Origin of the sequence: Actinoplanes sp. CA-015351 (assembly GCF_050955685.1) — a bacterium.
Lineage (GTDB): Bacteria > Actinomycetota > Actinomycetes > Mycobacteriales > Micromonosporaceae > Actinoplanes.
This window is the reverse complement of record NZ_CP192102.1, coordinates 1,060,315-1,084,838: the sequence shown is the minus strand read 5'-3', so window position 1 is coordinate 1,084,838 and position 24,524 is coordinate 1,060,315. Positions and strand designations below refer to the sequence as shown.

At 68.4% G+C, this 24,524-nt stretch carries 21 protein-coding genes and 3 tRNA genes; 8 read left to right on the top strand and 16 right to left on the bottom strand.

The window, feature by feature from the left end; translation table 11 throughout:
- Positions 1-8 precede the first annotated feature (8 nt).
- The gene (locus ACQP2E_RS04985) at positions 9-1,085 is read right to left on the bottom strand and encodes an ABC transporter substrate-binding protein (protein WP_433828692.1); all 1,077 of its coding nucleotides are present in this window, start codon (positions 1,083-1,085) and stop codon (positions 9-11) included.
- 399 nt (positions 1,086-1,484) lie between these two features.
- Between ACQP2E_RS04985 and ACQP2E_RS04980 the strand changes: the two genes are divergently transcribed.
- Positions 1,485-3,035 (top strand): sulfatase family protein, encoded by a 1,551-nt coding sequence (locus ACQP2E_RS04980; protein WP_433828691.1) that lies wholly within the window; start codon positions 1,485-1,487, stop codon positions 3,033-3,035.
- Here ACQP2E_RS04980 and ACQP2E_RS04975 read toward each other — a convergent pair whose 3' ends face one another.
- Entirely contained in the window at positions 3,036-3,683 is a 648-nt protein-coding gene (locus ACQP2E_RS04975; RefSeq protein ID WP_433828690.1) for an NADPH-dependent FMN reductase, read from the bottom strand. It lies immediately after the preceding gene.
- Positions 3,684-3,829: 146 nt separating this feature from the next.
- On the opposite strand from ACQP2E_RS04975, the gene ACQP2E_RS04970 reads away from it, so the two are divergent.
- Positions 3,830-4,543 carry a DUF4190 domain-containing protein gene (locus tag ACQP2E_RS04970; protein WP_433828689.1) on the top strand — a complete coding sequence of 238 codons (714 nt, stop codon included), beginning with the start codon at positions 3,830-3,832 and terminating at the stop codon, positions 4,541-4,543.
- A gap of 73 nt (positions 4,544-4,616) precedes the next feature.
- Here the strand turns inward: ACQP2E_RS04970 and ACQP2E_RS04965 are convergent.
- The 4 genes from ACQP2E_RS04965 to ACQP2E_RS04950 form a co-directional block, all read right to left on the bottom strand.
- Positions 4,617-4,689: transfer RNA gene (locus tag ACQP2E_RS04965), tRNA-Lys, on the bottom strand.
- 41 nt (positions 4,690-4,730) lie between these two features.
- Positions 4,731-5,681 (bottom strand): SEC-C metal-binding domain-containing protein, encoded by a 951-nt coding sequence (locus ACQP2E_RS04960; RefSeq protein WP_433828688.1) that lies wholly within the window; start codon positions 5,679-5,681, stop codon positions 4,731-4,733.
- A gap of 52 nt (positions 5,682-5,733) precedes the next feature.
- The gene (locus tag ACQP2E_RS04955) at positions 5,734-6,696 is read right to left on the bottom strand and encodes a polysaccharide deacetylase family protein (RefSeq protein WP_433828687.1); all 963 of its coding nucleotides are present in this window, start codon (positions 6,694-6,696) and stop codon (positions 5,734-5,736) included.
- 230 nt (positions 6,697-6,926) lie between these two features.
- Positions 6,927-6,999 (bottom strand) — tRNA-Lys (locus ACQP2E_RS04950).
- A 139-nt stretch (positions 7,000-7,138) separates the two neighbouring features.
- Between ACQP2E_RS04950 and ACQP2E_RS04945 the strand changes: the two genes are divergently transcribed.
- Complete coding sequence (locus ACQP2E_RS04945) at positions 7,139-8,371, top strand: Ig-like domain-containing protein (protein ID WP_433833768.1); 1,233 nt, start codon at positions 7,139-7,141, stop codon at positions 8,369-8,371.
- A gap of 106 nt (positions 8,372-8,477) precedes the next feature.
- Entirely contained in the window at positions 8,478-9,716 is a 1,239-nt protein-coding gene (locus ACQP2E_RS04940) for an Ig-like domain-containing protein (protein WP_433828686.1), read from the top strand.
- Between the two features lie 120 nt (positions 9,717-9,836).
- Here ACQP2E_RS04940 and ACQP2E_RS04935 read toward each other — a convergent pair whose 3' ends face one another.
- Complete coding sequence (locus tag ACQP2E_RS04935; protein WP_433828685.1) at positions 9,837-10,364, bottom strand: hypothetical protein; 528 nt, start codon at positions 10,362-10,364, stop codon at positions 9,837-9,839.
- A 76-nt stretch (positions 10,365-10,440) separates the two neighbouring features.
- Between ACQP2E_RS04935 and ACQP2E_RS04930 the strand changes: the two genes are divergently transcribed.
- Positions 10,441-11,016, top strand: coding sequence for a TetR/AcrR family transcriptional regulator (locus ACQP2E_RS04930; RefSeq protein WP_433828684.1), 576 nt, complete (start codon positions 10,441-10,443; stop codon positions 11,014-11,016).
- 326 nt (positions 11,017-11,342) lie between these two features.
- On the opposite strand, the gene ACQP2E_RS04925 is transcribed toward ACQP2E_RS04930, so the two are convergent.
- The 8 genes from ACQP2E_RS04925 to ACQP2E_RS04890 form a co-directional block, all read right to left on the bottom strand.
- Positions 11,343-12,197 (bottom strand): DUF6461 domain-containing protein, encoded by an 855-nt coding sequence (locus ACQP2E_RS04925; protein ID WP_433828683.1) that lies wholly within the window; start codon positions 12,195-12,197, stop codon positions 11,343-11,345.
- 43 nt (positions 12,198-12,240) lie between these two features.
- Complete coding sequence (locus ACQP2E_RS04920) at positions 12,241-13,038, bottom strand: hypothetical protein (RefSeq protein ID WP_433828682.1); 798 nt, start codon at positions 13,036-13,038, stop codon at positions 12,241-12,243.
- Positions 13,031-13,549 (bottom strand): SigE family RNA polymerase sigma factor, encoded by a 519-nt coding sequence (locus ACQP2E_RS04915; RefSeq protein ID WP_111648214.1) that lies wholly within the window; start codon positions 13,547-13,549, stop codon positions 13,031-13,033. Before ACQP2E_RS04915 ends, ACQP2E_RS04920 begins: the two co-directional genes overlap by 8 nt.
- Before the next feature lie 86 nt (positions 13,550-13,635).
- A complete protein-coding gene (locus tag ACQP2E_RS04910) occupies positions 13,636-14,940 on the bottom strand; it encodes a GH12 family glycosyl hydrolase domain-containing protein (protein ID WP_433828681.1) in 1,305 nt (434 codons plus the stop codon).
- A gap of 168 nt (positions 14,941-15,108) precedes the next feature.
- A tRNA-His gene (locus ACQP2E_RS04905) sits at positions 15,109-15,184 on the bottom strand.
- A 76-nt stretch (positions 15,185-15,260) separates the two neighbouring features.
- Entirely contained in the window at positions 15,261-15,818 is a 558-nt protein-coding gene (gene orn / locus ACQP2E_RS04900; protein ID WP_221403070.1) for an oligoribonuclease, read from the bottom strand.
- Between the two features lie 185 nt (positions 15,819-16,003).
- Positions 16,004-17,266, bottom strand: coding sequence for a winged helix DNA-binding domain-containing protein (locus ACQP2E_RS04895; protein ID WP_433828680.1), 1,263 nt, complete (start codon positions 17,264-17,266; stop codon positions 16,004-16,006).
- Positions 17,267-17,730: 464 nt separating this feature from the next.
- Positions 17,731-19,641 carry a hypothetical protein gene (locus tag ACQP2E_RS04890; RefSeq protein ID WP_433828679.1) on the bottom strand — a complete coding sequence of 637 codons (1,911 nt, stop codon included), beginning with the start codon at positions 19,639-19,641 and terminating at the stop codon, positions 17,731-17,733.
- Between the two features lie 1,729 nt (positions 19,642-21,370).
- On the opposite strand from ACQP2E_RS04890, the gene ACQP2E_RS04885 reads away from it, so the two are divergent.
- Positions 21,371-21,664, top strand: a complete 294-nt coding sequence (locus ACQP2E_RS04885; RefSeq protein WP_433828678.1) for a hypothetical protein — start codon at positions 21,371-21,373, stop codon at positions 21,662-21,664.
- Entirely contained in the window at positions 21,643-21,903 is a 261-nt protein-coding gene (locus tag ACQP2E_RS04880) for a hypothetical protein (protein WP_433828677.1), read from the top strand. Before ACQP2E_RS04885 ends, ACQP2E_RS04880 begins: the two co-directional genes overlap by 22 nt.
- Positions 21,904-22,108: 205 nt before the next feature.
- On the opposite strand, the gene ACQP2E_RS04875 is transcribed toward ACQP2E_RS04880, so the two are convergent.
- Positions 22,109-23,797 (bottom strand): copper resistance CopC/CopD family protein, encoded by a 1,689-nt coding sequence (locus ACQP2E_RS04875; RefSeq protein ID WP_433828676.1) that lies wholly within the window; start codon positions 23,795-23,797, stop codon positions 22,109-22,111.
- A 47-nt stretch (positions 23,798-23,844) separates the two neighbouring features.
- Here ACQP2E_RS04875 and ACQP2E_RS04870 point away from each other — a divergent pair, with 47 nt between their 5' ends.
- Entirely contained in the window at positions 23,845-24,393 is a 549-nt protein-coding gene (locus ACQP2E_RS04870; RefSeq protein WP_111648221.1) for a sigma-70 family RNA polymerase sigma factor, read from the top strand.
- Positions 24,394-24,524 lie beyond the last annotated feature (131 nt).

Here is a 24,524-nt window from a genome sequence, read left to right as displayed (position 1 = left end):
GGACTCGCTCAGGACGCCGCCTTCAGGTTCGGGTTCTCCTCGTAGACCTCCTTGATCACGGAGAGATCGAAGAGCTGCTCCTTGGTGATGGTCACACCGCCCAGCGCCAGCGTCGCGATGGTCTCCGCGACGTGCGCGTCGGTGATCGTGAACAGGCCGTTCGCCTTGGTGTCCTCGGTCTGCACGACGGTGTTCTGCGCCTCGGACTCGAGCACCTGCTCCTTCTCGTCGAGGCCGAGGTCCTTGCCGTACTTGGTGGCGGCCAGGTTCGCGCCCAGCGCCGGGTCGGCGAGCGAATCGGTCCAGCCCTTGATGTCGGCGATCAGCAGCGCCTTGAGCTTGTCCCGGTCCGAGGTGAGGCTGGAGCGCTTAACCACGTAGACCTCGGAGACCATCGGGTAACCGTGGTCGTTCAGCAGCATGACCGCGGTCTCGACCCCCTTGGTCTTGAGCAGGTTCGGCTCGTTGGTGAAGAAGGAGAACCAGCCGTCGACCTCTTTGGACACCAGCGGGGTCGGGTCGAACTGGGCCGGCACCTTGGTGACGCTCGCCGGGTCGATGTTGTTGGCCTTGAGGAACGCGTTCCAGACCGGCTCGTTCGTCGCCTGCACACCGATCTTCTTGCCGACCATGTCCTGCGGCGTGTTGATCGGAGTGTCCTTGAGACTCACGATCGCGAACGGGTTCTTCTGGTACTGGGCGCCGAGGATCACCAGGTCCGCGCCCTTCAGGATCGCGGCTGCGGTGATGTCCGGCGAGGAGATCCCGACAAGCGCCTTGCCGGAGGCGACCACGGCGTCCTGGCTGACCGTCGGTCCACCGGACATCAGGTTGACCGAGCTGAAGCCGGCATCCTTGTAGTAGCCCTTGGTGTCCGCGATGTAGGCGCCGGCGAACTCGACGTTCTTGATCCACGACAGCTGGTAGTTCAGGGCGCCGAGGTCCTTCGCGCCACCGGAATCTCCGCCGGTGGAGGACGACTCGTCGCTGTCGCCGCACGCGGCGAGCAGGGCAGCGGAGATGCCGAGGCCGGCCAGGCCGGCTCCGCCGCGGAGGAGGGCACGCCGATTTATGTACGCGGTCACGCGATGCTCACTTTCCCTCAAGAAGGAGCAGACGCTAACCACGGATCGTTTCGACGCAGTTTCCTTGTGTTTCGCGTTCCAGCCTCAGGGAAGCCGCCGCCTTTTTGTTAGGAAACCGCTGTTCAGATGCCGCTTCGGCGGGGCGTACGCGGTGGCCGCAGCGGCAGCCGTGGCCGAGATGGCCGTTGCGGGCGGACGCGGCGCGGGCGTGGCTGGGCGCAGACTGCGACGATGGCGAACATGGATGCGACTATCCATCGATTCCGGGCCGGGAAGGCCTCCGTTGAGGGATTCTTAAAGATCATCTCACCAGGAGGTAAGCAACCACCGGTCATAGGGGCGTTCCGGACGACTAACCTCCGGTGGTCGCCCCTTCCTCGGATGGAGTCACCGCACCACATGTCTTCTCGTTCCCGCCGCGCGCTGTCCGTCGCCGCCGTGGCCGCCGCGCTTCTGGCCGCGACCGCGTGCACCACCACTGCCGCCTCCCCGACGACGGCGAGCCCGTCCGCCCTCCCGGCGAGCCAGTCGAGCCAGCCCGGCCCGGCGGCGATCGAATCGGCGTCGACCCAGCCGAACATCGTGCTGGTGCTCACCGACGACCTGTCGAAGAACCTCGTGCGGTACATGCCGAACCTGCGCAAGATGCAGCAGGACGGCACCACGTTCACCAATTACACGGTGACCGACTCGCTCTGCTGCCCGTCGCGCGCGTCGCTCTTCAAGGGACAGTTCCCGCACAACACCGGGATCTACAAGAACCACGGGTCGGACGGCGGTTTCCGGCTCTTCCACAGCCGTGGCCAGGAGAGTTCGACGTTCGCGACCGATCTGAAAGCGGCCGGGTACCGCACCGGGTTCTTCGGCAAGTACCTCAACGAGTACCTGCCGGCGACCAGCTTCAACGGCGGCAAACCCTATGTGCCGCCGGGCTGGGACCAGTGGTTCGCCGGCGGGAACGCGTACGACAACTTCATCTACGCGCTGAACGAGAACGGGACGGTCAAGAAGTACGGGAAGAAGCCGCAGGAGTACCTCACCGACGTGCTGTCGGCCAAGGCGACCGGCTTCATCACCGCCTCCGCGGCGACCGGGTCACCGTTCATGCTGGAGGTCGCGACGTACGCGCCGCACGCTCCGTTCACCCCGGCGCCACGGGACGCGAAACTGTTCCCGGGGCTGACGATTCCGCGGACGGCGGCGTACGACAGGCTGCCTGCGGACGCGCCTGCCTGGCTCGCCGGCCACCCCCGGCTGAACGCGGAACAGAAGGCCCGGATGGACGTCGAGTTCCGCAAGCGGGCCCAGTCGGTGCAGTCGGTGGACCGGATGCTCGGCGCGCTGCGCGACACCCTGACCAAGGCCGGCGTCGCCGACGAGACCCTCGTGGTCTTCGCGTCCGACAACGGGTTCCACATGGGCGAGTACACGCTGCCCTCCGGCAAGCAGACCGCGTTCGACACCGACGTCAACGTGCCGCTCATCGTGGCCGGGCACGGCGTCAAGGCCGGGCAGAACGTCGAGGCCGTCGTGGAGAACACCGACCTGCGGCCCACCTTCGCCAACCTGGCCGGCGAGCCGGCGCCCGCAGAGGTGGACGGGCAGAGCCTCAGGCAGCTGCTCGCCGGCGAGACACCGGCGCGCTGGCGCACCGCGGCGCTGATCGAGCACCGCGACCCGGCCACCGACCCGGCCGACCCGGATTACGAACACGACAGCATCAACATCCCGCCGTCGTACGACGCGATCCGGACCGCGGACTTCACCTACGTGCAGTACGTCGACGGCACCCGCGAGTACTACGACCGCCGCGCCGACCCGGACCAGCTGCGCAATCTGGCCGGCTCGCTGCCGGCCGACCGCCTCACCCAGCTGCGAGCTTCGGTACGCGCGATGACCACGTGCGTCGGCGCCGAAGCCTGTCTGACAGCGGCGAGCGCGGTCAGCTAGTCAGACCTCGCGCGCCCACGGCGGCAGCTGGGCGCCGCGCGGGAAGCCCGGCGCTTCCTGGCGTGTGATCACCGGGTACACACTGGAGTGCGCCTGCCACGAGGGTTGCGGCGCGGCGGGCCGTTCGGTGAGCGAGCGGACCAGCGCGTGCACCATGTCCTGCAACGCCATGTGCAGGCGCACGTCGGTGATCAGGCCGTCCGCGCCGATCGTCGCCATGTCCAGCGGGATCCGCACGCAGGCCGGGCGCAGCAGCCGGGCACCGCCGTGCTCCAGCACCGACTCCAGTGAGGTCCGGGCGCCGTCGTCGACACCGGGCTCCACCACGGAGAGCCAGGCGACCGGCTTGCCCCGCAGCTCACCGCCGTCGACCAGCCAGTCCAGCAGATTCTTGAGGCTGCCGGGCAGCGATCCGGCGTACTCCGGGGTGCTGATCAGCAGGGCGTCCGCCATGGTGATCTGGCGACGCAGCTCGGACACCGACGCCGGCGGGTACACCTCGCCCGGCACGAACGCGGGCAGTGCGACAAGGCCGTCGTACAGTTCCGCGGCGATCCCCTCAGCGGCGTGCCGGGCCGCGGTGCGCAGGGCGGCGGTGTGCAGGGAGCCGCCACGGGTGCTCCCCGAGATCAGCAGGACACGCGTCATGGTTGCCGACGATACGGGCCTTCACGCCACATCACCGTACGGCCGACCCCGATCGGATTTTCGTATCGAATGAGGCTCGACGAGTAGCCACGGGCGTCGCCGGACGGCAGCATGAACAAACGGTCCAAAACAGGAACTCGGAGCTCATGTCGCACCCCACGCCGCAAGACCCGTTCGAGCCGACCACGCCGCTTCCGCCGGCATATCCGGCTCCGGATAGCGCGCCGCCGACCACCCCGTTCCAGCAGGCCCCGCCGCCGTACCCGGAGGCGCCCGCTTACCCGCAGGCCTCGCCTTACGAGCCGACCGCGCCGTTCGACCCGACGGCGCCGTACCAGCCCCCGGCCAGCTCGCCGCCCTACCAGCCGCCGGCCAGCCCGCCGCCGTACCAGGCGAACACGCCGTTCCCGCCGCAGCCGTACGCGCCACAGTCGCCGTACGAGGCACAGCCGTTTTCCGGCCCGCCCGCCTCCGGGTACGCCGACAAGGGTTATCCCCAGGGTTATCCACAGCCGGGCTACGGGACGCCGCCGGGCTACGGGACGCCGCCGGGCTACGGGACGCCGCCGGGTTACGGGCCGGGCGGCGTGGGACTGCCCACCTCCGGCTGGTCGGTGGCGTCGCTCGTGCTGGGCATCGTCGGCGTACTGATCGGCTGGTGCACCTACGCCATCATCCCGCTGCTCGCGGTGGTGTTCGGCCACATCGGACTCGCCGAGACCAAGGGCGGGCGTAAATCCGGCCGGGGCATGGCGATCGCCGGCTTGGTGATGGGTTACCTGGTCATCGCCGTGACGCTGCTCATCCTCGTGGTGCTGGGCGGGATGGGCGTCTTCGGGCAGTTCGCCACGTCTCCCTGACGACGAAGCCACGTCTCCCTGACGACGAAGAACGCCCCGTCCTGAGTTCAGGACGGGGCGTTTCTTGTTGATGTGCGCCGCGTAGGACTTGAACCTACAACCCGCGGATTAAGAGTCCGCTGCTCTGCCAGTTGAGCTAGCGGCGCCGGCCAACGAGAAAGAACGTTAGCACACGCCTGAACAGGCCCTAACGGGACCTGGGCAGGCAACACCTCTTGTATTTCGCCGCGGAATCGCACCAGCACGCGTCGTTACGACCGGGCGGCCAGACGGCTGCCGGACCGTGCCCTTCGAGCTGCCGCGCGTACCCGGCACGCACCTCCGTGTCCCCCGGATCACCGCCGTGGCGGCCCACGTATTCGGCCAGGCCGTCGGCCGTCCCGGCGTAGAGACGGAAGCCGGACTGCCCGGCCTCGGTCCAGAGGGTCAGCGCCTTCTCCAGGTCGGCTCGGTGCGCGTCCCAGGTGTGCCCGTAGACGTCGGCGAACGCCGGCCAGCGCAGCAGCACCTTGTCGAACTCGGCGTGCGGCCAGAACATCACGCCCTGGCCGGGCTGCGCCTGCCTGCGGTCCACGACGTTGTCGTACTCGTCGGCGGGCAGCTCCAGGTCACGGCGGACCCGGCGGCGGGACTGCAGCAGCGCGCCGGTGAGACGCTGGTTGAGCGTGGTGTCCGGACGGTCCAGGACGGTGGTCAGGGCCGCGGTCAGCCACTGCTCGGCGATCTCGCCCTGGCCGCACTCCTCCAGGGCCTCGCCGAGGTACGCCGCGGCGTCCGGGTCCCGGACCAGTTTCGGCCGCAGCGCGGTGAACGCCGCCATCGCCTCGTCCTCGCGCCCGAGCCGGGACAGCAGCTCCCCGCGCCGCGCCCGCGCGAAACCGCCGGCGGCGTCCTCGACCTGCTGGTACGACTCGATGGCGCGCTCCACGAGCGCCAGCGCCGGCGGCAACTCACCCTGTTTCTCAGTGAGTTCGGCGGCCAGCATCAGCGCGTACCCGGTGTCGGCCGGATCGGCGAGCCCTTGTTGATCGACTGCGACCAGCAGTTCGGTGACGGCCGCGCGGGGATCACCGCCGCGCAACGCGTCGTAGCCGATCATGTCCAGATCATCACTGGTCAGCAACTGAGTGGATGACACAAATCACCCTAACCCGTGGGCGTGGATCTCCACGCCCACGGAGGGTTTTCCGTTACGTCGCGGTACAGGTCAGCGCAGGCCAGGACCAGTTTCCGCCGTGCTGGACGGTGAATCCGAACGTGTTGCCGCTCCCGTTCGGCCGAGCCGTCATCACGGTGCTCGACGTCCAGCTCACCGTCGCGTTCCAGGTCGCGATGATCCGTTGCGGCGAGGTGAGCGTGACGGTGACCGTCCAGTTGTTCGACCCGGTCACCGTGACCTGTCCGTTGAACCTGTCACTCCATTTCTGCCCCTCGGCATAGGTGGCGGCACACGAAGAGCCGCCACCACCGCCACCGCTACCGGTGGGCGCCACCGCTCTCCCCGTCGACGGGGAGATCATTCCGGCGCAGAGTCCGCGGTTGCGCAGGCCCGCCGCGATCTGTGGCACGGCGGCCACGGTCGTCGCGTACTGGTCGTGCATGAGGATCACGCCGCCGTTGGTCAGGGTGCTCGCGGCCTGCACGATCTGCGCGGTGCTCGCGCCGTTCCAGTCCTGCGAGTCGACGTCCCACAGAACCGTACGCAGGCCGAGGGCCGACGCCGCGGACTGCAGGGTGGCGTTCGTCTCCCCGTACGGCGGGCGGAAGAGCACCGGGGTGCCGCCGCCACCGGCCCGGATCGCGCTCTGGGTCCGGGAGAGCTCCGAACTCATCTGCGCGGCACTGAGCGTCAGCATGTGCGGGTGGGTGTAACTGTGATTGGCGACCCACATGCCGGCCGACACCTGAGCGGCGACGAGACCGGGGTTGGCCGCCGCGTTCTGGCCGGTGTTGAACATCGTGGCGCGCACGCCCGCCGACCGCAGAGCGTTCAGCAGCGTGCTCGTGTTGCCGGGGTTGGGGCCGTCGTCGTAGGTGAGCGCGACGTAGCCGTTGGCACAGTCGGCAGCCGCCGTTGCCTGGGCCGGAGGCTGCCCGAGCAGGAGGGTGCCGGCCACGGCCAGGACGGCGGCCGCGGCGAGGGATCGACGCATGGGGGATCACCTTTCGATGGACTGGGGATGGCATCGATTGACGATCGTCGTTTTCTTATTGTTCGGAGCAGTCATGGTCAAGTCAACCGGAACTTTTCGAAACTTTCGGTGGCTCGCGAGCTGCTTTGCGCGTACCCAATGATCTTGAAAGGGCCGAAACTATCGGAGCCGGACCGGCGCAGCGAAAAGGCCCTGACCAAAGGTCAGGGCCTGATGTTGGGTGGTGAGAGTGCGTCGCGTAGGACTTGAACCTACAACCCGCGGATTAAGAGTCCGCTGCTCTGCCAGTTGAGCTAGCGACGCTCGCCGTGCAACGAGAGAAACGGTAGCACGGCCTCCGGAGATCCTTGAAATCGGTTACTTGCCACCTCAAGGAGGACCCGCGACTTGCGCACATGCGTCAGTATGGCTGCGCTGAGAACTCCAGAACGGGGCCATGACGATGGTTGACCTCCGCCGCTCCCTGGCGGCGATCCTGGCAACTGCCATGATCGCTCCCCTTGCCGCCTGCGGCGACGACCCGAAGCCGAGCTTCGCCGAACCGGCAGCGGTGGCGAGTGGTCCCTCCGGTGGGCCGGTGCCGGAGAGCACCACCGTGGCCGAACCGGTGGCGTTGACGATCACGCCGGCCAAGGACAAGAAGAACGTGCCGATCAGCGCCGAGATCGGGCTGAAGGTCAGCGGTGGCGAGGTCACTTCGGTGACCCTCACCGACGCCGCGGGCAAGAAGGTCGCCGGTGACTTCCGCGAGGACGGCTCGGCCTGGGTGCCGGGCAAGCCGCTGAAAGCGAAGCAGAAGTACGCGGCCGAGGTCGTCGCCACCGGCAAGGACGGCACGACGACGAAGCAGACCACAGCGTTCACCACGATGAGCCAGCCGGGCCGGACCACGGACACCGGGCTCTATCTGTTCGACGATCACACGTACGGCGTCGCCATGCCGGTCGTGGTCGAATTCGACCCCGGCATCAAGAAGAAGGACCGGGCGGCCGTGCAGAAGCGGTTGTTCGTCGAGATCACCCCGGCGCAGCCGGGCACCTGGTCGTGGACGCCGAGCGGCACCCAGGCCTACTACCGCGCGCCGGAGTACTGGCAGACCGGCACCCAGATCAAGGTGCGGGCCGCGCTCGCCGGGCTGCCCACCGGCGACGGGATCTACGGCGACAAGGACCGGTCGGCGACCGCGAAGATCGGCCGCAGTTTCGAGATGAAGGTCGACAACAAGACCAAGAAGATGACAGTGGTCCGCGACGGCAAGACGATCAAGACGATGCCGGTGAGCCTCGGCAAGAAGAGCACCCCGTCGTCGAGCGGCACGATGGTCGTCATGCAGAAGATGGCGCAGACCGTCTTCGACACCACCGACACCGACGGCGCGGACGGTTACCGCACCGAGATCGAGTACGCACAGCGACTGACCTGGAGCGGTCAGTACATTCACTCGGCTCCGTGGTCCACAGGTGATCAAGGTCGCCGAAATGTGTCACATGGATGTGTCAACGTGTCTCCGACGAACGCCCGGTGGCTCTTCGACAAGACTCTCGTCGGTGACCCGATCACCGTGGCCGGCACCGGCGACAAGCTGGAGTACGGCAACGGCTGGACACCCTGGGATCTCAGCTGGGAAGAGTTTGCCAAGGGCAGCGCGTTGGAGGTTCCGGCGAACCTCGGCTGAGTGTCTCGAACCCGCACACGGGGTACTTCGGCACAAACCCGGGATTGGTCGCGAGACATTTTTGGAGCACTATTGGGCGCCGGGAGAACGACGCCTTGAGGGGACCATGGACATGGATGCAATTCGGTCGGGTCGCCGCAGATGGCGCGCGGCCGTGGTCACGGTGCTGGCGGGCACCCTCCTGCTGACTGCCGCGTGCAGTGGCGGCGGCGATTCGCCGTCGTGGCAGGGCGGCGGAGCGGAAGGCGGCAGCAGTGCGGCCCCGGCCGCCGAGGCCCCGTCGCCCGAGCCCACGCTGAGCACCGTGGCGGTCACCTCACCCGCACTCGACGCGACCGATGTCGAGGCATGGTCCGAGGTCAAGTACAACAGCGAGGACCCCGAGAACACCGACCTCAAGGTCACCAACGCCAAGGGTGACGAGGTCAAGGGCACGCTCGACAAGGACGGCAACGTCTGGAAACCGAGCGAGTCGCTGGACTGGGGCACGAAGTACACGGTCACCGTCACCACGCCCGAGGCCGAGGGCAAGAACAACACCGTCACCAGCAGCTTCACGACGATGAAGAAGCCGGCGAACCTGGTTCGCGTGACGAGCTTCCTCGGCGACAACAACGTCGTCGGTGTCGGCATGCCGCTGATCATGAGGTTCGGCCGCGCCATCCCGGAGAAATACCGGGCCGAGGTCGAGCGCCGCATGGTCGTCACGGCGACTCCCGCGCAAGAGGGCACCTGGCACTGGATCAGCTCCACCGAGGTGCACTTCCGCCCGAAGACCTACTGGAAGGCCGGCTCCAAGGTCTTCTACAAGGTGCAGCTCAAGGGCGTGAAACTCGGCGACGGCTGGTACGGCCGCTCCGACCTCACCGTCGACATGAAGATCGGCCGTTCGCTGATCATGAAGGTCGACAACAAATCCAAGAAGATGACCGTCACCCAGGACGGCAAGGTCATCAAGACCATCCCGGTGAGCCTCGGCAAGCCGAAAACTCCGTCGTCGAGCGGCACGATGGTCGTGATGGAGAAGAAGGCGAAAACCGTCTTCGACACCACCGACACCGACCCCGACGGCGGTTACCGCACCGACATCGACTGGGCACAGCGGATCACCCACAGCGGCCAGTTCATCCACGCCGCCCCGTGGTCCGAGGGCCAGCAGGGCAAGCGCAACGTCTCGCACGGCTGCGTCAACGTCTCCGAGGCGATGGGCGAGTGGCTCTTCAACCGCACGATGATGGGCGACGTGATCACCGTCTCGGGCACCGAAGAGAAGCTCAAGAACGGCAACGGCTGGACCGACTGGAACGTCAGCTACGAAGAGTACAAAAAGGGCAGTTACCTCTAAGGTCTGCCGGGCGCGGGCTTGGTCGATTCCGACCAGGCCCGCGCTTTTTTATTACGCCTTTTCGACCCCCGCGCCAGATAAGCCGCATATCGCCCTCGCGCCAGCAAAGGCATTGCAAACTCACGATTTGCGGGGCATCACCGTATAACTGAACGAGATCACGAAGTCGATCACCAGCACAACGGTCCACGGGCCCATCACTCCCCACAGCGGCGCCGCGTTCTCCATCCCGCCCGCGACCAGGGTGAACAGTCCGAGGAGTCCGGCGCCCAGGGCGTACGCAAGAAGATGCTCGAGCCACGCCCTGCGCTCGTCGGCCGCATGCTCGCGCCCGGCGCGCGGTCCGCGCGTGGGCGCCGGACCACCGGCGAATCGGTGCGCGACCCGCACGTCGGCCCAGCGGATCATCCGATGACCGAAAACGACCGTCACGGCGAGGCAGACCGCGGCCAGGCCGTGCGCGAGGCTCGCCTCCGCTCCGCGGCGCAGGTCGATCGCGGTGGCGACCAGGAGCAGGACGTCGATCAGCGGGACGGCGACGAGCAGGGCCGCGCCGGTGCGGCGCCATCGCAGCAGGTAGCGCACCAGCAGACCGGCCACGAGCAGCACCCAGAAGCCAATCTCACAGGCGACGATGAGCGTGATCATCTTTCTCCCCCCGTTGTTATTGTTTTCGCACGTCTGTGTTTTTTCCTTTATAGCACGACCGTGCGATGATCGGTATGTGCCAAAAGTTGTCGACCACGGAGAACGCCGCCGCGAATTGGCCGGCGCCGTCTGGCGAGTGATCACCCGCGACGGCGTGGCGAACGTGTCCATGCGGACCGTGGCCGCCGAGTCAGGCTGGTCCTCAGGCGCACTACGCCACTACTTCGCCACCCGCGACGAGCTGCTCGCCTTCGCCTGCCAGCAGGTACTGGCCCGGGTAACGGCACGGATCACCGCACTGAACCCCCAGGGCACGCCGAACGAGGTGGTCCGGGCCCTGCTGCTGGAGACCATGCCGATCGACGCCGAGCGCCACATCGAGGCATCGATCACGTTCGCATTCCTGGCCCTGGGCCTTGGCGACCCCCAGCTGGCCGCGATTCAGCGCGAGATCCTGGTGGGCATGTCCGAACTATGCCTGAATCTGATCACCCATCTGCTGCCGGCAGAGTCACCGCGGCGGCAGGTTTCGCTGGCGCGCCGTTTGAACGCGGTGGTGGACGGCCTGAGCGTCCACGTCTTGGCCGGCCACCTGACCCCCGCCGAAGCGGTGTCCGAACTGGACGCCCACCTGGCCGACCTACCCACCTGACCCAAGCCACCGCACAACCCAAGCCACACTCCGCAGCGGGCCGCCGCGCGCCGTCGCCGCCGGCGGTCGAGGGCACGACCGGCGGTTCACAGTGCTGCTTTGGAGGCCTGTGATCCCCGTGATCCCCGCGGTCTGATCCCCGCGAGCATGATACGCAGAGCGACGAAAGCAGGTCTGGCTATCCACGAACCGCCGTTCCGCAGGGCGGCTCCGCCGCAACCCCGAAGCGGCGTGTTGATTTAGGGTGCGGTTCGAACCTGAAGTCGACACGAAGCAGCCGTTTCGTGGCGTGCGTGTCGGCATTGGGCGTGGAGTGACCAGCAGGGTCAGTGCTTCGGCGGCGGGTATTCAGGTGAAGGCTCGGCGGACTTGGCTACCAGGCGGGGCCACTCCCGGTCGTCGGTGTCGCCGTCGGGTTCGTCGGTGTCCGGGTCGGACCAGTCGTCGTCCTCGGCGGGGGCGTCGTATTCCTCGTCCCACCGTTCCGGGCGAGCGCTCGGCACGCTTTGGGCTGTGACGCTTTGGGCTGCTGGTACCTCTGCGGCGGCGGGATGCCCGGGTTCGTTGTGGTTGGGCAGGGCGGCGCAGCTGAAGGTTGCTGCCTCCAGGGCTTCCAGCGTGATGCGTACGCCGGTGAGCTGCTCCGCGAGCGCAAGGGACCGCTCCCGGTGCCGAGCAGCGTCACCCCAGCCCGCGTCGCCGTCGAGGCTGGAGTTCTCGTCGGTGTCTGCGGCCGGGGCTTCGCCCGTGTCGAAGCCCAGGCGGCTCATGGCTGGGGTCAGGGTGTTCGGGTCGGTGCCGGCGCGGTGGGCTGGGTCGGCGGGGTCGAACTGCAGGAGGATCTCGCCGTCCCGCGCCCAGAGGAACGACTCGGCCGAGTGGGCGACCAGCACTGTCTCGCGGGAGAGCTGCCGGCCCGCCCTCATGTCCGGCTCGGTGTCCGGTTCGACGATCAGGGTCCAGCCGTCGATGGCTGCGGCTGCCACGAAACGGGCGGGGTGGGACTCGAGTTGCTCGGTCAGGCGGCGTACGCCGATCGAGCGGGCCGGGGTCGAGCCACCCAACTGCTCGATCACTTCGGTGGGTGTGCGGCCCCGGACCAGGGTGAGGCGGCACGTGCCGGCGATCTCCGGGCACTGCTCGGTGAACCAGGCGTAGTCGTCCGCGCTGACAGCAACCATCGGGAGATCATCCAACACGACACTGTGTCCCCGCTGTCCGGCGTCAATCAGCTTGGAACGCTCCGCTGATCTCCACCTTCTTGCCGTCGGTGCCGCCCGTGGCGATCGCGCCGTAACTGTCCGCGTCCTGATCGCGCTCTCCCGTGGCGTGCAGGTACTGCGCCGCGAACGTGTAAGCGCCCGGTGCCAGCGTCGCGCCGTCATGCAGGGTGAAGCGGTAGAGCAGCGCGTCCTTCTCCTCGGTCACGGTCATCGTGAGCATCTCGGCAGGTATCGAACTCCATTGGCCGGCGTTTGCCACGCCGTCCGTGCGTACCACGCTGACCAGCACGTCGAGGGCCGTGACGGTCTCGGTTGTGGTGAGGATCAGGTTGCCCTGCGCCCAGGTCGCGTTCGAGTGCGAGTCGACCTCGGCGGCCGAGCTCAGGTAACCGGCGACCGGGGTCCACTTCGGAGCGGGCGGGCTGCCTGCGGTCGCCGGAGGCTGATGCGGCCGGGTCGTCGCGCCCACCGGCGGATCATCCCCAGGTGACGCATCGGGTGACGCGGGCAACGATGCCGAAGGAGACGGCGAGATCGACGCCGGGGCGCTGGTGCCGGTCGCGGCCGGCGGCTGTGTGGGCTCCCGATCGCCGGCCAGCTTGATGCCGGTGAAACCGACCACCAGGGTTGCCACCACCGAGGCGGCGGCCGCCACCGGGCGCAGTGCCAGGAAGGCCCATCGGCTGCGGGATGGCTCGCTGCGCCGGCGGGCGACGCGGGTGAGGATCGCGTCCCGGTCGGGCACATGCCGGCCGGCCTCCTGGCGCAGCACCCGGCCGAGATCCGGGTGTTCAGCCATGAAGGCCTCCCATCATCAGCGGCATGCCGCGCAGGAACTCGCTCAACTGTGCGGCGCCACGCGAGGTGTGGCTTTTCACCGCACCGACCGAGATACCCAGGATCGCTGCGACTTCCTTCTCCGGCACGTCAAAGGCGTACCGGAGAATGACGCACTCGCGACGCCGCTGCGGAAGTCGCTGCAGGGCAGCGCGCACGTCGAGGACCGCGGAAGTGTCGCTCTCGCCGCGCTCGCGGCGCAGGAGACCGAGCCGCAGAACGCCGGCGCGCTCCCGGCTCTGCCGCTTGATCCATTGACGAGCCAGGTTGGTCACGATGCCGCGAGCGTACGCGATCGGGCTCTGTGCCGACTGGACACGCTCCCAGTGACGCCATACCTCCACGAACGCGTCGGCCGCCAGGTCGTCGGCGGCCTGCGAATCGCCGGTCACCAGGTAGGCGAGGCGGGACAGGTCGGTGTGATGGTCGTCGAAGAATCGCCGGAAGGCGTATTCAGTCTCTAGGTCGGACAAGCCACTGTTCCTGACCGTCAGGGGATTTTCTCAGGGGGTGCCGGCCGCCCCGGGCCGTGTGAGGGACGAATCCGGGGCGACCGAAATCAGCCGATCTTCACGGAGTACGCGGTGGTGTCCAGACGGCCCTGACCGGTGAAGATCTCGGTGCCGGCCTGGACGCTCGACAGGTACTTGGTCTTGGCGAGCCAGCCGCGGGTGACCAGGTCATTGGTGAAGTCGGTGAGGTTCAGCGACGCCGACGAGGTGTTCGAGGTACGCACGAACGAGTACACCTCCCAGCCGATGTTGCCCTTGTAGAGGTCCCAGGTGGTGCCGGCGATCGTCACGGTGGCCTGCTTCGTGCCGACCGGGCCCGCCCCGCCGGACTTGTAGAGCCAGACCATGACCTCGTCGGTCGGGTTGTTCTGCCAGTCCGGGTTCGCCATGTCGTGCAGCCACAGGTCGTACGCGACGTTCATGACGTTGCTGGTGGTCTGGGTGACCTGGAAGTTCCACGAGGCGTTGACCGCTTTGCCGGCGCTGAGCTGGATCGGCAGCCCCGTCCCGGTGGCCTTCCAACCCCAGTGCCAACCAAGCACGGCACTTGCGTACGACTTGACCTTGGTGTTGTCGCCGGCCCAGGTCCAGCTGGTGCCCCAGCTCAGGTTGTCGCCGCTGAGGCCGTTCTCCCAGACGCACTGGGAGCCGGTGCCGTCGGCCTTACCCCAGACGTTGTTGTTGACCCAGTACTTGCCGCGGACGAGGGCGGCGTAGTCGGTGCAGTTCTCGACGCCCTTGGAGACGGTCGCGGTCGGCGTGGCAGTGGCGGTTTTTGAGGGCGTCGGGCTCGCGGTGGTGGCCGTGGGAGTCGCCGTCGCGGTCTTCGTCGCGCTCGGACTCGCCGACGCCGTCGCTGTCGCGGCTGCTGTCGGACTCGCCGTAGCGGTCGTGCTCGGCGTCGTGGTCGTGGTCGGCGTCGCGGTCGTGGTGGCCACGGCCCCGCCGCACGCCACCCCGTTCACGGTGAACCCGGTCGGCGCCGTGTTGCTGCCGCTCCAGGTGCCGTTGAAACCGAGCGCCACCTGGGCGCCCGCAGCGAGCGTCTTGTTCCAGCCGGAGTCCTTCACCGTGACCACGCTGCCGGTCTGGGTCCAGGTGCCGTTCCAACCGCTCGCGACCTTCTGGCCGGAGGGGAAGGTGAAGCCCAGCGTCCAGCCGTCGATGGCCGTCCCGCCGCTGTTTCGGATCTTCACGTCGCCGGTGAAACCGCTGCTCCACTGGTTGACGACGGAATAGGTGACGGAGCAGGAGGTGGCAACGGCCGCGTCGGCGTTCAGAACGCCGACCACCGCGGCCGCGGCGCCGACGGTCAGTACCGAAAGCGGTACGACGATGCGCTTGGCAAGCATGAAGGGTGTCTCCCGGGGCACGAGGATTGATCCACACCCCAGTGGTCGCTCAGGCCCGAAAGGTTGCTCTGTTCCCAAAAGTTTTTCGGAGCGCTCCCAAACTCGCTTCCAGTCACCTCTTGAGCACGAAAAAGGCCCGGCCAGCCGGCCGAGCCTCTCGTCATTACGTGGGGTGATCGACGGGACTTGAACCCGCGACATCCGGCACCACAAGCCGGCGCTCTACCAGCTGAGCTACGACCACCATGCCCACAGGGCGAACCCTGCGTTGCGGGACAATCATAGCCACACCCGCCAGGGGCCTGTCGAGCGGGTTAGGTCTAGAGGCCGGCGGCGATCGCCTTCGCCGTCTCGACGTCCGGGCCGGGCTGCGGGACGAAGATGGCGCGCCGGTAGTACTCCAGCTCGCGGATGCTCTCCCGGATGTCGGCGAGAGCGCGGTGCGACAGGCCCTTGGCCGGCTGACCGAAGTACACCCGCGGGTACCACCGCCGGCACAGCTCCTTGATCGAGGAGACGTCGATCATGCGGTAGTGCAGGTGCGCGTCGAGCGCCGGCATGTCGCGAGCCAGGAAGCCCCGGTCGGTGGCGATCGAGTTGCCGCAGAGCGGAGCGGTCCGCGGATTAGGAACAAACTCCTTGATGTACGCGAGGACGGCTTCCTCCGCCTCGGCCATCGTGACCGTGGACCGGCGAACCTCGTCGGTCAGACCGGATTTGGCGTGCATGTCACGCACCACCGGCGGCATCGCGTCGAGCGCCGCGTCATCCGCGTGAATGACCAGGTCGACGCCCTCGCCGAGCACGTTGAGTTCGGGATCGGTGACAAGCGCCGCGACCTCGATGAGCTTGTCCTTGCCCAAATCGAGACCGGTCATCTCACAGTCGATCCACACCAGAAGATCCGCCACGGGTGTCAGCCTACGCCCGGCACGGCGACATCGTTTGACGCCTACGGTGGCTCCCGGCCCGAGTTCCGGCCGTTTGTCCGCTTTGCTGCCTGGTCTTCCCACTTGGCCGATTGTTGGGTAAAGTGAACTTAACGGACGAAGCCCCCCTTCGGTTACTCCGTTCCCCCCGGTAAAAGGCCCTTCGCGTCGGCAGCGCGGAGGGCCTTTTCGGGCCTATTGCCCCAGCGGACACCCGGCTGCTCCCCCGCCCACCGGATCTCCGGCTTCTCCCCCGGCGCCACGAACGCCATCAGCCGCTCGCCCTCCGCCTCAACGGCTGCCTGGTCTTTACCGGACAGTGGACGGAACGGCGCCACCCTCAGAACGGTTCCTTCGATCGACCAGGTGGCCGCCACGAACCCGTCCACCAGCACGGTCGGCCGCACGATCGACCAGCCCGGCGTTACCAGGGCCCGGTCACCCGGATGGATGATCCGGTCACGGTCGGCGTGCCCGAGCAGCGCATTGTCGAACTCAGGGAGGAACACCACTGGCGCTGGAAGGTCAGGATCGGCCAAGGGTGCTTCCGTTAGGTCGTACAGATCAATGTGGTTTTGATCTTGGAAGACCCGCAGCTGATCACGCAGCTCGGCCATCAACCCGCGCAAGCGGGTCAAACCCGACCAGACCTGGATGTCCTTGATCGAAGCCGGACCGAACGCCGCCAGGTATCGCAGAATCAACTTCTCCGGCGCCGGCTCAGCGGCCAGAGGCCGCGCGAGCCAATCCTCGGCGAGCACGCAGCCCACTCGCCCTCGGTGCCGCCACATCCCGGCCGGCGGCGGGTGCAGCAGAGCCAACCGCAGGTGTACGACCAGCTTGAGCCACTGTGGGTCGGGGCCGGGAAATCGATCCGTCAGCTGTCGGGTCAGTTCCGGACGGCTGAGCTGCCTGCCGTCCATGATCTCCCGGGCCGCGGTGACCAGTTCGTCCTGCGGCAGGCCGTCGAGCCGTCCGCCGCGGCTGGCGAATCGGTCCAGGTATGGCTGCAGCGTCGGGCGCAGCCAGAGGAAGTCGTCACCGGTGCAGAGGTGCTGGGTGCCGCGAAGGAGGGCGCTGCGGACGACGGTGCGGTCGTTGAGCAGGGTGGACAGGTCGTCCTGGTGGAAGTTGGGGATGCGGGCCCAGAGGCTGAGGTACGGGGAGTCGGACTCCTGGCCCTGCAACGCCACCAGGTGGGTGATGACCTCGGCGGCGGGGCTGGGGGTGCGCTTGCGATGAGGCTCGGGGCCGGGCTCGGGGTTGGGGCCGGGCTCGGGGTTGTGGCCGGGCTCGGGGTTGTGGCCGGGCTCGGGGTTGTGGCCGGGCTCGGGCTCGGTGAGCAGCTGGCGGATCAGGTAGGTCCGGTTCAGCTCGCGCGGGGAGAGCACTCTCATGGGTTTCACGGTAGGGGTCGAAGAGGCCAGTAGTTGACCGCAATGCGAGGGCTCAACGTGGGCTCCCGTCTCGGGGGTGCTCGGGGCCCACCGTGGGCTCCCGTCTCGGGGTGCTCGGGGCCCACCGTGGGCTCCTGTCTCGGGGCGCTCGGGGGCCACCGTGGGCTCCCGTCTCGGGGCGCTCGGGGCCCACCGTGGGCTCCCGTCTCGTTCTGCGGAGACCAGGGCGCACCGAACGGTTGTGTGCGACCTCAGCACCGCTATAGCCGTGATCTGGGCACACGCAGCGCCAATGTGTGACTTCGTCTCCGCTGAACGGCGCTGTTGTGCGCTCCTGTCTACGGCTCCCGTCCGCAACGTGCGTCTTCGGCCTCGGAGCTCCCTCGGCGGTGACCGGCGGGCGCGGCTCCAAAAGATCGGGCCGCTGACCATGGTGGTCAACGGCCCGATCTCGTCTTTCTCGGCTATTCCGGGGTGTGGTCTCGGTCAGGAGCTGGGCGGCCGGAAACGGTGCGCCGACGGCGGCGTTCGGAACTGGCGGCCAGTAGTTCGGCGGCTTCCTCCCGATAACTCAGCGGCCGTGCGTTCGCGTCCGGTGGTGCGGTCTGCCGGGTGACCGTCACCTGGGCGGTTTTGGCTTGCGCTGCCTTGGCGGGGGCGGGCTTGGCCTGCGCGGGTTTCTCTTGCGCGGGCTTGGTTGGCATGGTCTTGTCCGGCTTGCCGTTGGGCTGCTCACCCTTGTTCTGCTCGCTCTTGTCCTGCCCGATTTTGTTCGGCTCGCTTTTATCCTGGCCGATTTTGTTCAGCTCGCTCTCGTCCTGGGCCGGCGGCTTGGGGCGTGGTTTCTCGCTGCCGGGGCGGGGCTTTCGAGCTGAGTTCGACGCTTGCGGGCGAGCCGGGGTGTGAGCGGCGGCCGGGGCCGCGTTCGGCGTTTGCGGCCGAGGAGCGCTCCGGGTCGTCGCGGATGCCTGAGCCGGCGGCTGCTGGGGCGCGGCTGCTGCGTTCGCCTGTTCCGGTTTGCGGTCCGGGGCCTGGGTCTCGGCGCCTTGGGTCTCCGCAACCTGGGTCTCCGCAACCTGGGTCTCGGCGCCCTGGGGCGCTGGGGTTGGGGCTTCGGCCGGCTGGGCTGCGGGGTTCTCGGTCGCCGGGGGTTGGGGGTCGGTGGGTTTGCCTGCAACGCGGGCGGCTACCGACTCGGCGGCTTTGATCCACGCGGCTGGGGCTCGGCGGGCGGTTCCCGGTTTGGCGGGTGTGGCGGCTACCGGTTTGCCGGCGAGCCGGCCCTGCGCCCGGGCCAGCGGGTTGTTCTTGCGGTTTTTACCGCTGCCCTCCGGCTGGGTCGGGACCTTGGTGGCGCCTAGTTCGCCCAGGCCATTGGCCTCGACCGCGTGCATCGACGCGCGCGGCTCGCCGGATGCGCCCTCGGCGGATGCGGGCCCACCGTGTGCCGACGTCTCGGAGGGTGAGGCTTCACCGTGTGCCTGCGTCTCGGAGGGTGAGGACTCACCGTGTGCCGACGTCTCGGAGGTTGAGGACTCACCGTGTGCCGGCGTCTCGGTGGGCTGGGCCGGTAGCGAGTTCGCAGCGGGCAGGCTGCCTGCCTCCATCGCGGGCGGGAGGCCTGCCTCCGCTGTGTGCAGGGATGCTCGAGGCTCGGACAGGGTCTTGGCCGCCGGGGTTTGGGGCTTTTGGGCGGGGCCTGTCGGATTCAGCGGGCGGGCCGGGATCGGTACGATCGGCGCCTTTGGAGCTGGGGCGTCGTCCCTGTTGGGCTTGTCGCTTTCCGGCTTGGGGCGCTCGCTGTTGAGCGGGTTCGACTTGCCTTGGTCGCTTGGCCGGACAGCGGTCGGCGGCTTCTTCAGCTCCGGCTTGCTCGTCGTCTTCGCCTCGGTCGGCGCGGTGGCCTGGTTGCTGCCGTCGGGCCTGTTGTCTCGCGGCTTCTCGACCGTGTCGGCCGGTCGGCTGCCTGCCTGTGTCGCGGCGGCCTTTGCGGGTGCGGTCGAGGTTTCGGCGGTGCGGGCGCTATCGCCAGTGCGGTCGCTTTCGGCAGAGCGGGCGCTTTCGGTAGAGCGGGCGCTTTCGGCAGAACGGGCGCTTTCGGCAGAACGGGCGCTTTCGGTAGAACGGGCGCTTTCGGTAAAACGGGCGGTGACCTTCTCGGGTGGGGTTACGAGCGGCCACGCGGGTGGTTGCGCTGCGACTGCGGTGGGCTTATCGGACAGGGTGGCTGCTGCTTCAGGTTCGACGGGCTTGGAAGTCGTCCCGGCCTGAATGGTTGATGGCGCGGGCGATTTATACGAGATTTCGGATGCGGGAGCCTTGGCCGATTTCGTGGATTCAGGGACCGGCTGGGTGGGCGCCTTGGAAGCTGGCACCGGTTGGGCGGGTCGCTTCGTTGGCTGGGTGGGGGTCTTCTGCGCCTGCCGGATGGGCGACTTGGGGGTTTCGGCGCCCTCAAGGGTCGTGACGGTGGCCGGCTCGGTTGCCGGGCCGGTGGTTGCGGGACGGGCTGTTGGGATTGGCATTGGCATGCCCGGGATGGGGCCGAGCCTGGTCAGGCCGATGGCGGTCCAGTCGGTGGCTGCTGGGCCGGTGTGCAAGGCGATTCGGGTTGCGGGCTCGGCCTGGGAGTGTGCGCTGTCCCGAGACTCCGCGCTGCTCTGGGACTGCGAGCGGGCCGGGGACTGCGAGCGGGCCGGGGACTGCGAGCTGGCCGGGGAATGCGCGCTGCCCTGGGATGCCGGTCCGGGTTGGTTGGTGCCGTCCTTGCGGGTCTGCTTCTTGAGTTGGCGGTTGCCAGGGCCGCCCTGTCGGGGAGCCTCAGCGAGTGTGGTCGGGCGTGATGCCGGCGGGTTCGGGTCCGCAGCCTTGGGGAGCGGCGTCGGGTCCGCAGCCTTGGGGCGCGGCGTCGGGTCCGCCGGGCTCGGGAGGGGCTCGGTGTGGACCGGAGCTGTTGCCTTCCGATCGGCCTCGGTTGACGAGGCCTTGTCCGGCTCGGACCGCTTCTGGGCGGACATTTCGGGCTCCGCCGGCTCCGTCTGTTCTGCCTGCTCAAGCGACGGCTTTGCCGCTGGTTGCTCGCTCTCCGCGGATTGAGTGGTGGCGTCGGCCGCCGTGTGTTGCTTGCCAGGCGTGGACTGCTTGCCCACCGGGTTCTGCCGAACCTGACCAGCCCTAGCCTGCTGAGCCCCCGGCCCAGACGCGGCCTGAGCGGGCTCGGACTGGGCGGATGCGGCCTGAGCGGGCTCGGACTGGGCGGATGCGGGCTGGCGTTCGCCTGGTTGGCCCGGTAGGGGGTTCGGCCGTTCGGGCAGGTCTGTCGCGTCGCCCGAACCCCTGCGTGCTGCTGCGGCCTCTCGCAGGCGGGCGGCTGCTCGGGCCTCTGTTTGGCGGGCGCGTTCCGGGGCGGTTGCCGCTACCCAGGCGCCTACCGCGGTGGCGTGGAACTCCGGGATGTCGTTCGCGGCGGGCTCTTTGCGGTTGCGGCGGGCTGGGATCGGGCCCGGCGGCAGGCTGGACGTCGCGGGGGTATCACCGAGCAGGTTGAGCGGGCGGCCCGGCGCCGGGGTGTGCGCTCCGACAGCCCGGCCGGGAGAGCCCACGGAAGCGGCAGTCCCCGCAGAAGCCGCAGACCCCGGAGAAGCGGCAGTCCCCGCAGAAGCCACAGACCCCGGAGAAGCCGCGAAACTCACGGAAGCCGCAGAAGCTGTGGAAACCGCAGAAAAAGCGGAAGCAGTGGAAACCGCAGGAGCACCAGAGCTGGGGGAAGGTTCAGAACCAGCGGAAACCGCAGAACCACCCGGAGGCGCGGAAACAGGTGCGGAAGACGCTGGGGATGCGGACAGCGCCAGCGGCGCGCCCGGTGACGACGGGGGCCAGGCGAACTGCGGGAGCGCGGGCGGGCGGACCGGTCGCGAGTCCGCGAGGGTACGCGGGCGGTGCGCACCGCCCGTCCGAGAACCACCCGCGCCGTACGGAAGCGGGACCCCGATGGCCTGCATGAGTTCGGGAACCTGGCCGGGTGAGACGACGTAGACGACTTCGCGGCGGCGGCCCGGCCAGACCAGGAGCACGATGCTGGCCATGATCAGCAAGGTGCCGAGGGTGAGCAGGCCCCACGTGCTGGAGTTCAGCCAGCTGGGGCGGACCTCGGCGACGGCGGCGAGCCGGTTCACCGGGCTCCCCCCGGCGCTCATCATGACCAGGCTGTACGGCCCGCCGACGAGTTCGCCCGGCACGAGGCTGATCTCGCCGATGCCGGTACGCGTCCAGAACGCCTGCTGTCCCGGGATGCCGAACGGCACGCGGGGCCCGTTCACACGATCCGCGGTGACCGGGAGCGCTCCGGTGCCGATGTCGACGGTCCGGACCTGGGAGTGCGGAACCCCGGCCAGGTAACGGTCGACGTCGGCGGCCGGAGCGAGTCCGAAGAAGGCCGGCCCGTCGGTGGTTGCCGCGGTGAGCCGCAGCTCGGTGGCGCCGATCCGGGCGAACGGCGCGTCGTCGCGCAGCAGCCGGTCGATGTCGCCGACGACTGCGGCGTACCCGGGTACGCCGAGTTTTTGCAGCTCACCGGTGAACGCGCCGCCCGGGTCGCGATGCTGCATCGCTGTCCACAGTCCGCCCCCCGCCAATAGCGAGGGCAGTCCGATGGTCAGTAGGAGCATGCCGAGAATCGTGCGGAACACCCGCATCTGATCTCCCCCTTCCCGGGCCAGTACCGCAAGACCATACAAGTGCAAATAACCCCAAAGTGGTCAAATCGGTACGGGATCCCCGATTGATATGCGAACGGCCCGGCCCCGAGGGGCCGGGCCGCGCAAAAGGGCAGCAGAAACGACGTCAGTTCACGGTCGCGGTCATCGTCACCGTCGACTGGTCGATCTCGCTGGTCCGGGCGGTGAACTTGAACGTCCACTCACCGGCGACCGGCAGCGCGATGTCACCGATCGCGTGAAAATCGGTGATCCGCAGCAGTGGAATCTCGATCGGCTCGATCCCTTTGCTGGTCAGCGCCGCGGTCGCCTTCCACTCGACGACCGGGAGCGGCTTGTTGTCCAGCGTGTACGCGTACAGATGGATCGAGTTGTTGCCGACCGCCGCCGGGAAGATGTCGACCTGCATGGCCATCTTGTCCGAGGTGATCGTCTGGGTGACCGTGGTGCTGGTGGCCGCGGTCTCGGCCGCCTCGGCGGTGCGCGGCGGCGAGATCTGTACCAGCGCCGCGGTGACGGCCAGCACCACCGCGGTGATCCCCAGCTCGATCGAGACGATCCGGCGCAGCGGGCCGGGCGATTCCTCCGCGCTGCGCTGTTTCACGAGCTTGCGGGAGTACGCGGCCACGCCGATCACGATCGCTGCGAGAGCCACCTTCACCAGGATGAGCCGGCCGTACGTGCTGTTGATCAACCCGTCCAGCGATGCCACCTCGATCAGCGCCTGCACCACGCCCGCGAAGATCAGCGCGCCGACCGAGGCCGCCGCCCAGCGGGACCAGATCGGCAGGATCGCGCCGAGTTCGCGCGCGTTCGCCCGGGGCAGCAGGAACCCGAAGAGCATCACCAGGCCGCCCAGCCAGACCGACATGGCGGCCAGGTGGATCGCGTCGATCACCACGGAGACGCCGGCCACCGGGGAGGCGGTCGGGTGGCCGGTCAGCGGCCAGGTGGCGAGCGCCGCCACCCCGAGCACGCCGAGCAGGGCCAGGTCGAGCTTCGACTCCGCCCCGGCGCCGCCGAGCAGCGGCCGGAGCAGGAACGCCGCGGCGATCACCACGCCGAGGCGTACCAGCATGACCGCGCCGAAGGTGCTGCCCAGCACGTCGCGCAGGTCACCGACGCGCACGTCGAACAGGCCGGTGCCCAGGGTGTACGGCGCCTGCAGGTAGATCGCGAGCAGCGTGCTGCCGGTGACCAGCCCGATGCCGGTCCAGATCAGCCGGCCCGGGCCGCGCCGGTTCAGCCGCTGCGGCCACAGCAGGGCCAGCACGAGTACGGGCCCGACCAGAAGAACCAGTCCCGCGTACCCCAGGAATTTGCCGATCGGGATGAGTGCGCGGACCGCTGGATCGACCCGGACGGATTCTTCGGTCGCCGAAGGCGGCGTGGAGGCCGCGCCCACCGAGAAGGTGATGGTGCCCGCGACCGGGTGGCTGTCGGCGGAGATGACGCGGTAGCTGACCAGGTACGTTCCGCGGCCGGCGCCGGAGCGCAGCGGGATCGTCACCTGGCCGCCGTCCACGGTCGGATCACCCTGGTCGGCCTGGGATCCGTCCGGGGCGATCACCCGAATCTTGCCGGAGACGAGTTGCACGGACTCGCTGAAGTTCAGGGTCACCCGGTTCGGGGCGTCCGGAACGATCGTGCCGTTGCCCGGATCACTGGCGACAAGCGCCGCGTGCGCGCTTGCCGGGGCCGCGGACAGCAGCGTGCCGAAGAACCCGAGCAGTAACCCGGCCAATACAGCCAGTACTCGGCGTCGGTCAGTCACAGCACACTCCGTTTCCACCCGAGGACGATGAAGCCATTGCATGGTTCCAGACGCGGAGCGGAACCGCCGATTCGCGTACCATCTGGCTCGTGACGGCTGGTGAGCAAGAAACGGACGAGACCACCGCGCTGGCCCTGGCCGCCCGCGACGGTGACCGGGCGGCGCAGTCCGCGTTCGTGCGTGCGACCCAGGCCGAGGTGTGGCGTTTCACCGCCGCGCTGATCGATCCGGGAACGGCTGACGATCTCACCCAGGAAACCTATCTCCGGGCGTTCCGCGCGCTGGACACGTTCGCCGGGCGCTCCAGCGTGCGCACCTGGCTGCTCGGCATCGCCCGCCGCACCTGCGCCGACCACCTGCGGTCGGTGGTGCGCCGCCGCCGGCTCGACGCCCGGCTCGCCGCGCAGGCCGTCACCGAACTGCCCTCGCCCGACCCAGCGCACAGGCTGACCAGCGCCGATCTGCTCGGCCGGCTCAGTGACGAGCGCCGGACGGCGTTCGTGCTGACCCAGGTGATCGGGCTTTCGTACGCCGAGGCCGCCGAGGTCGAGGGCGTCCCGGTGGGCACGATCCGGTCCCGGGTGGCCCGCGCGCGCGATGAGCTGGTCACAGCCGTTTCCCAGGCACAAGCCAGCTAACTGCGCACAGCCGTTTCCCAGGCACAAGCCAGCTAACTGCGCACAGCCGTTTCCCAGGCACAAGCCAGCTGATTCAGAGGCTTTAGGCCCTGTTTGTGACGCCGGTCCCGGACCGGACATGATCGGGAACT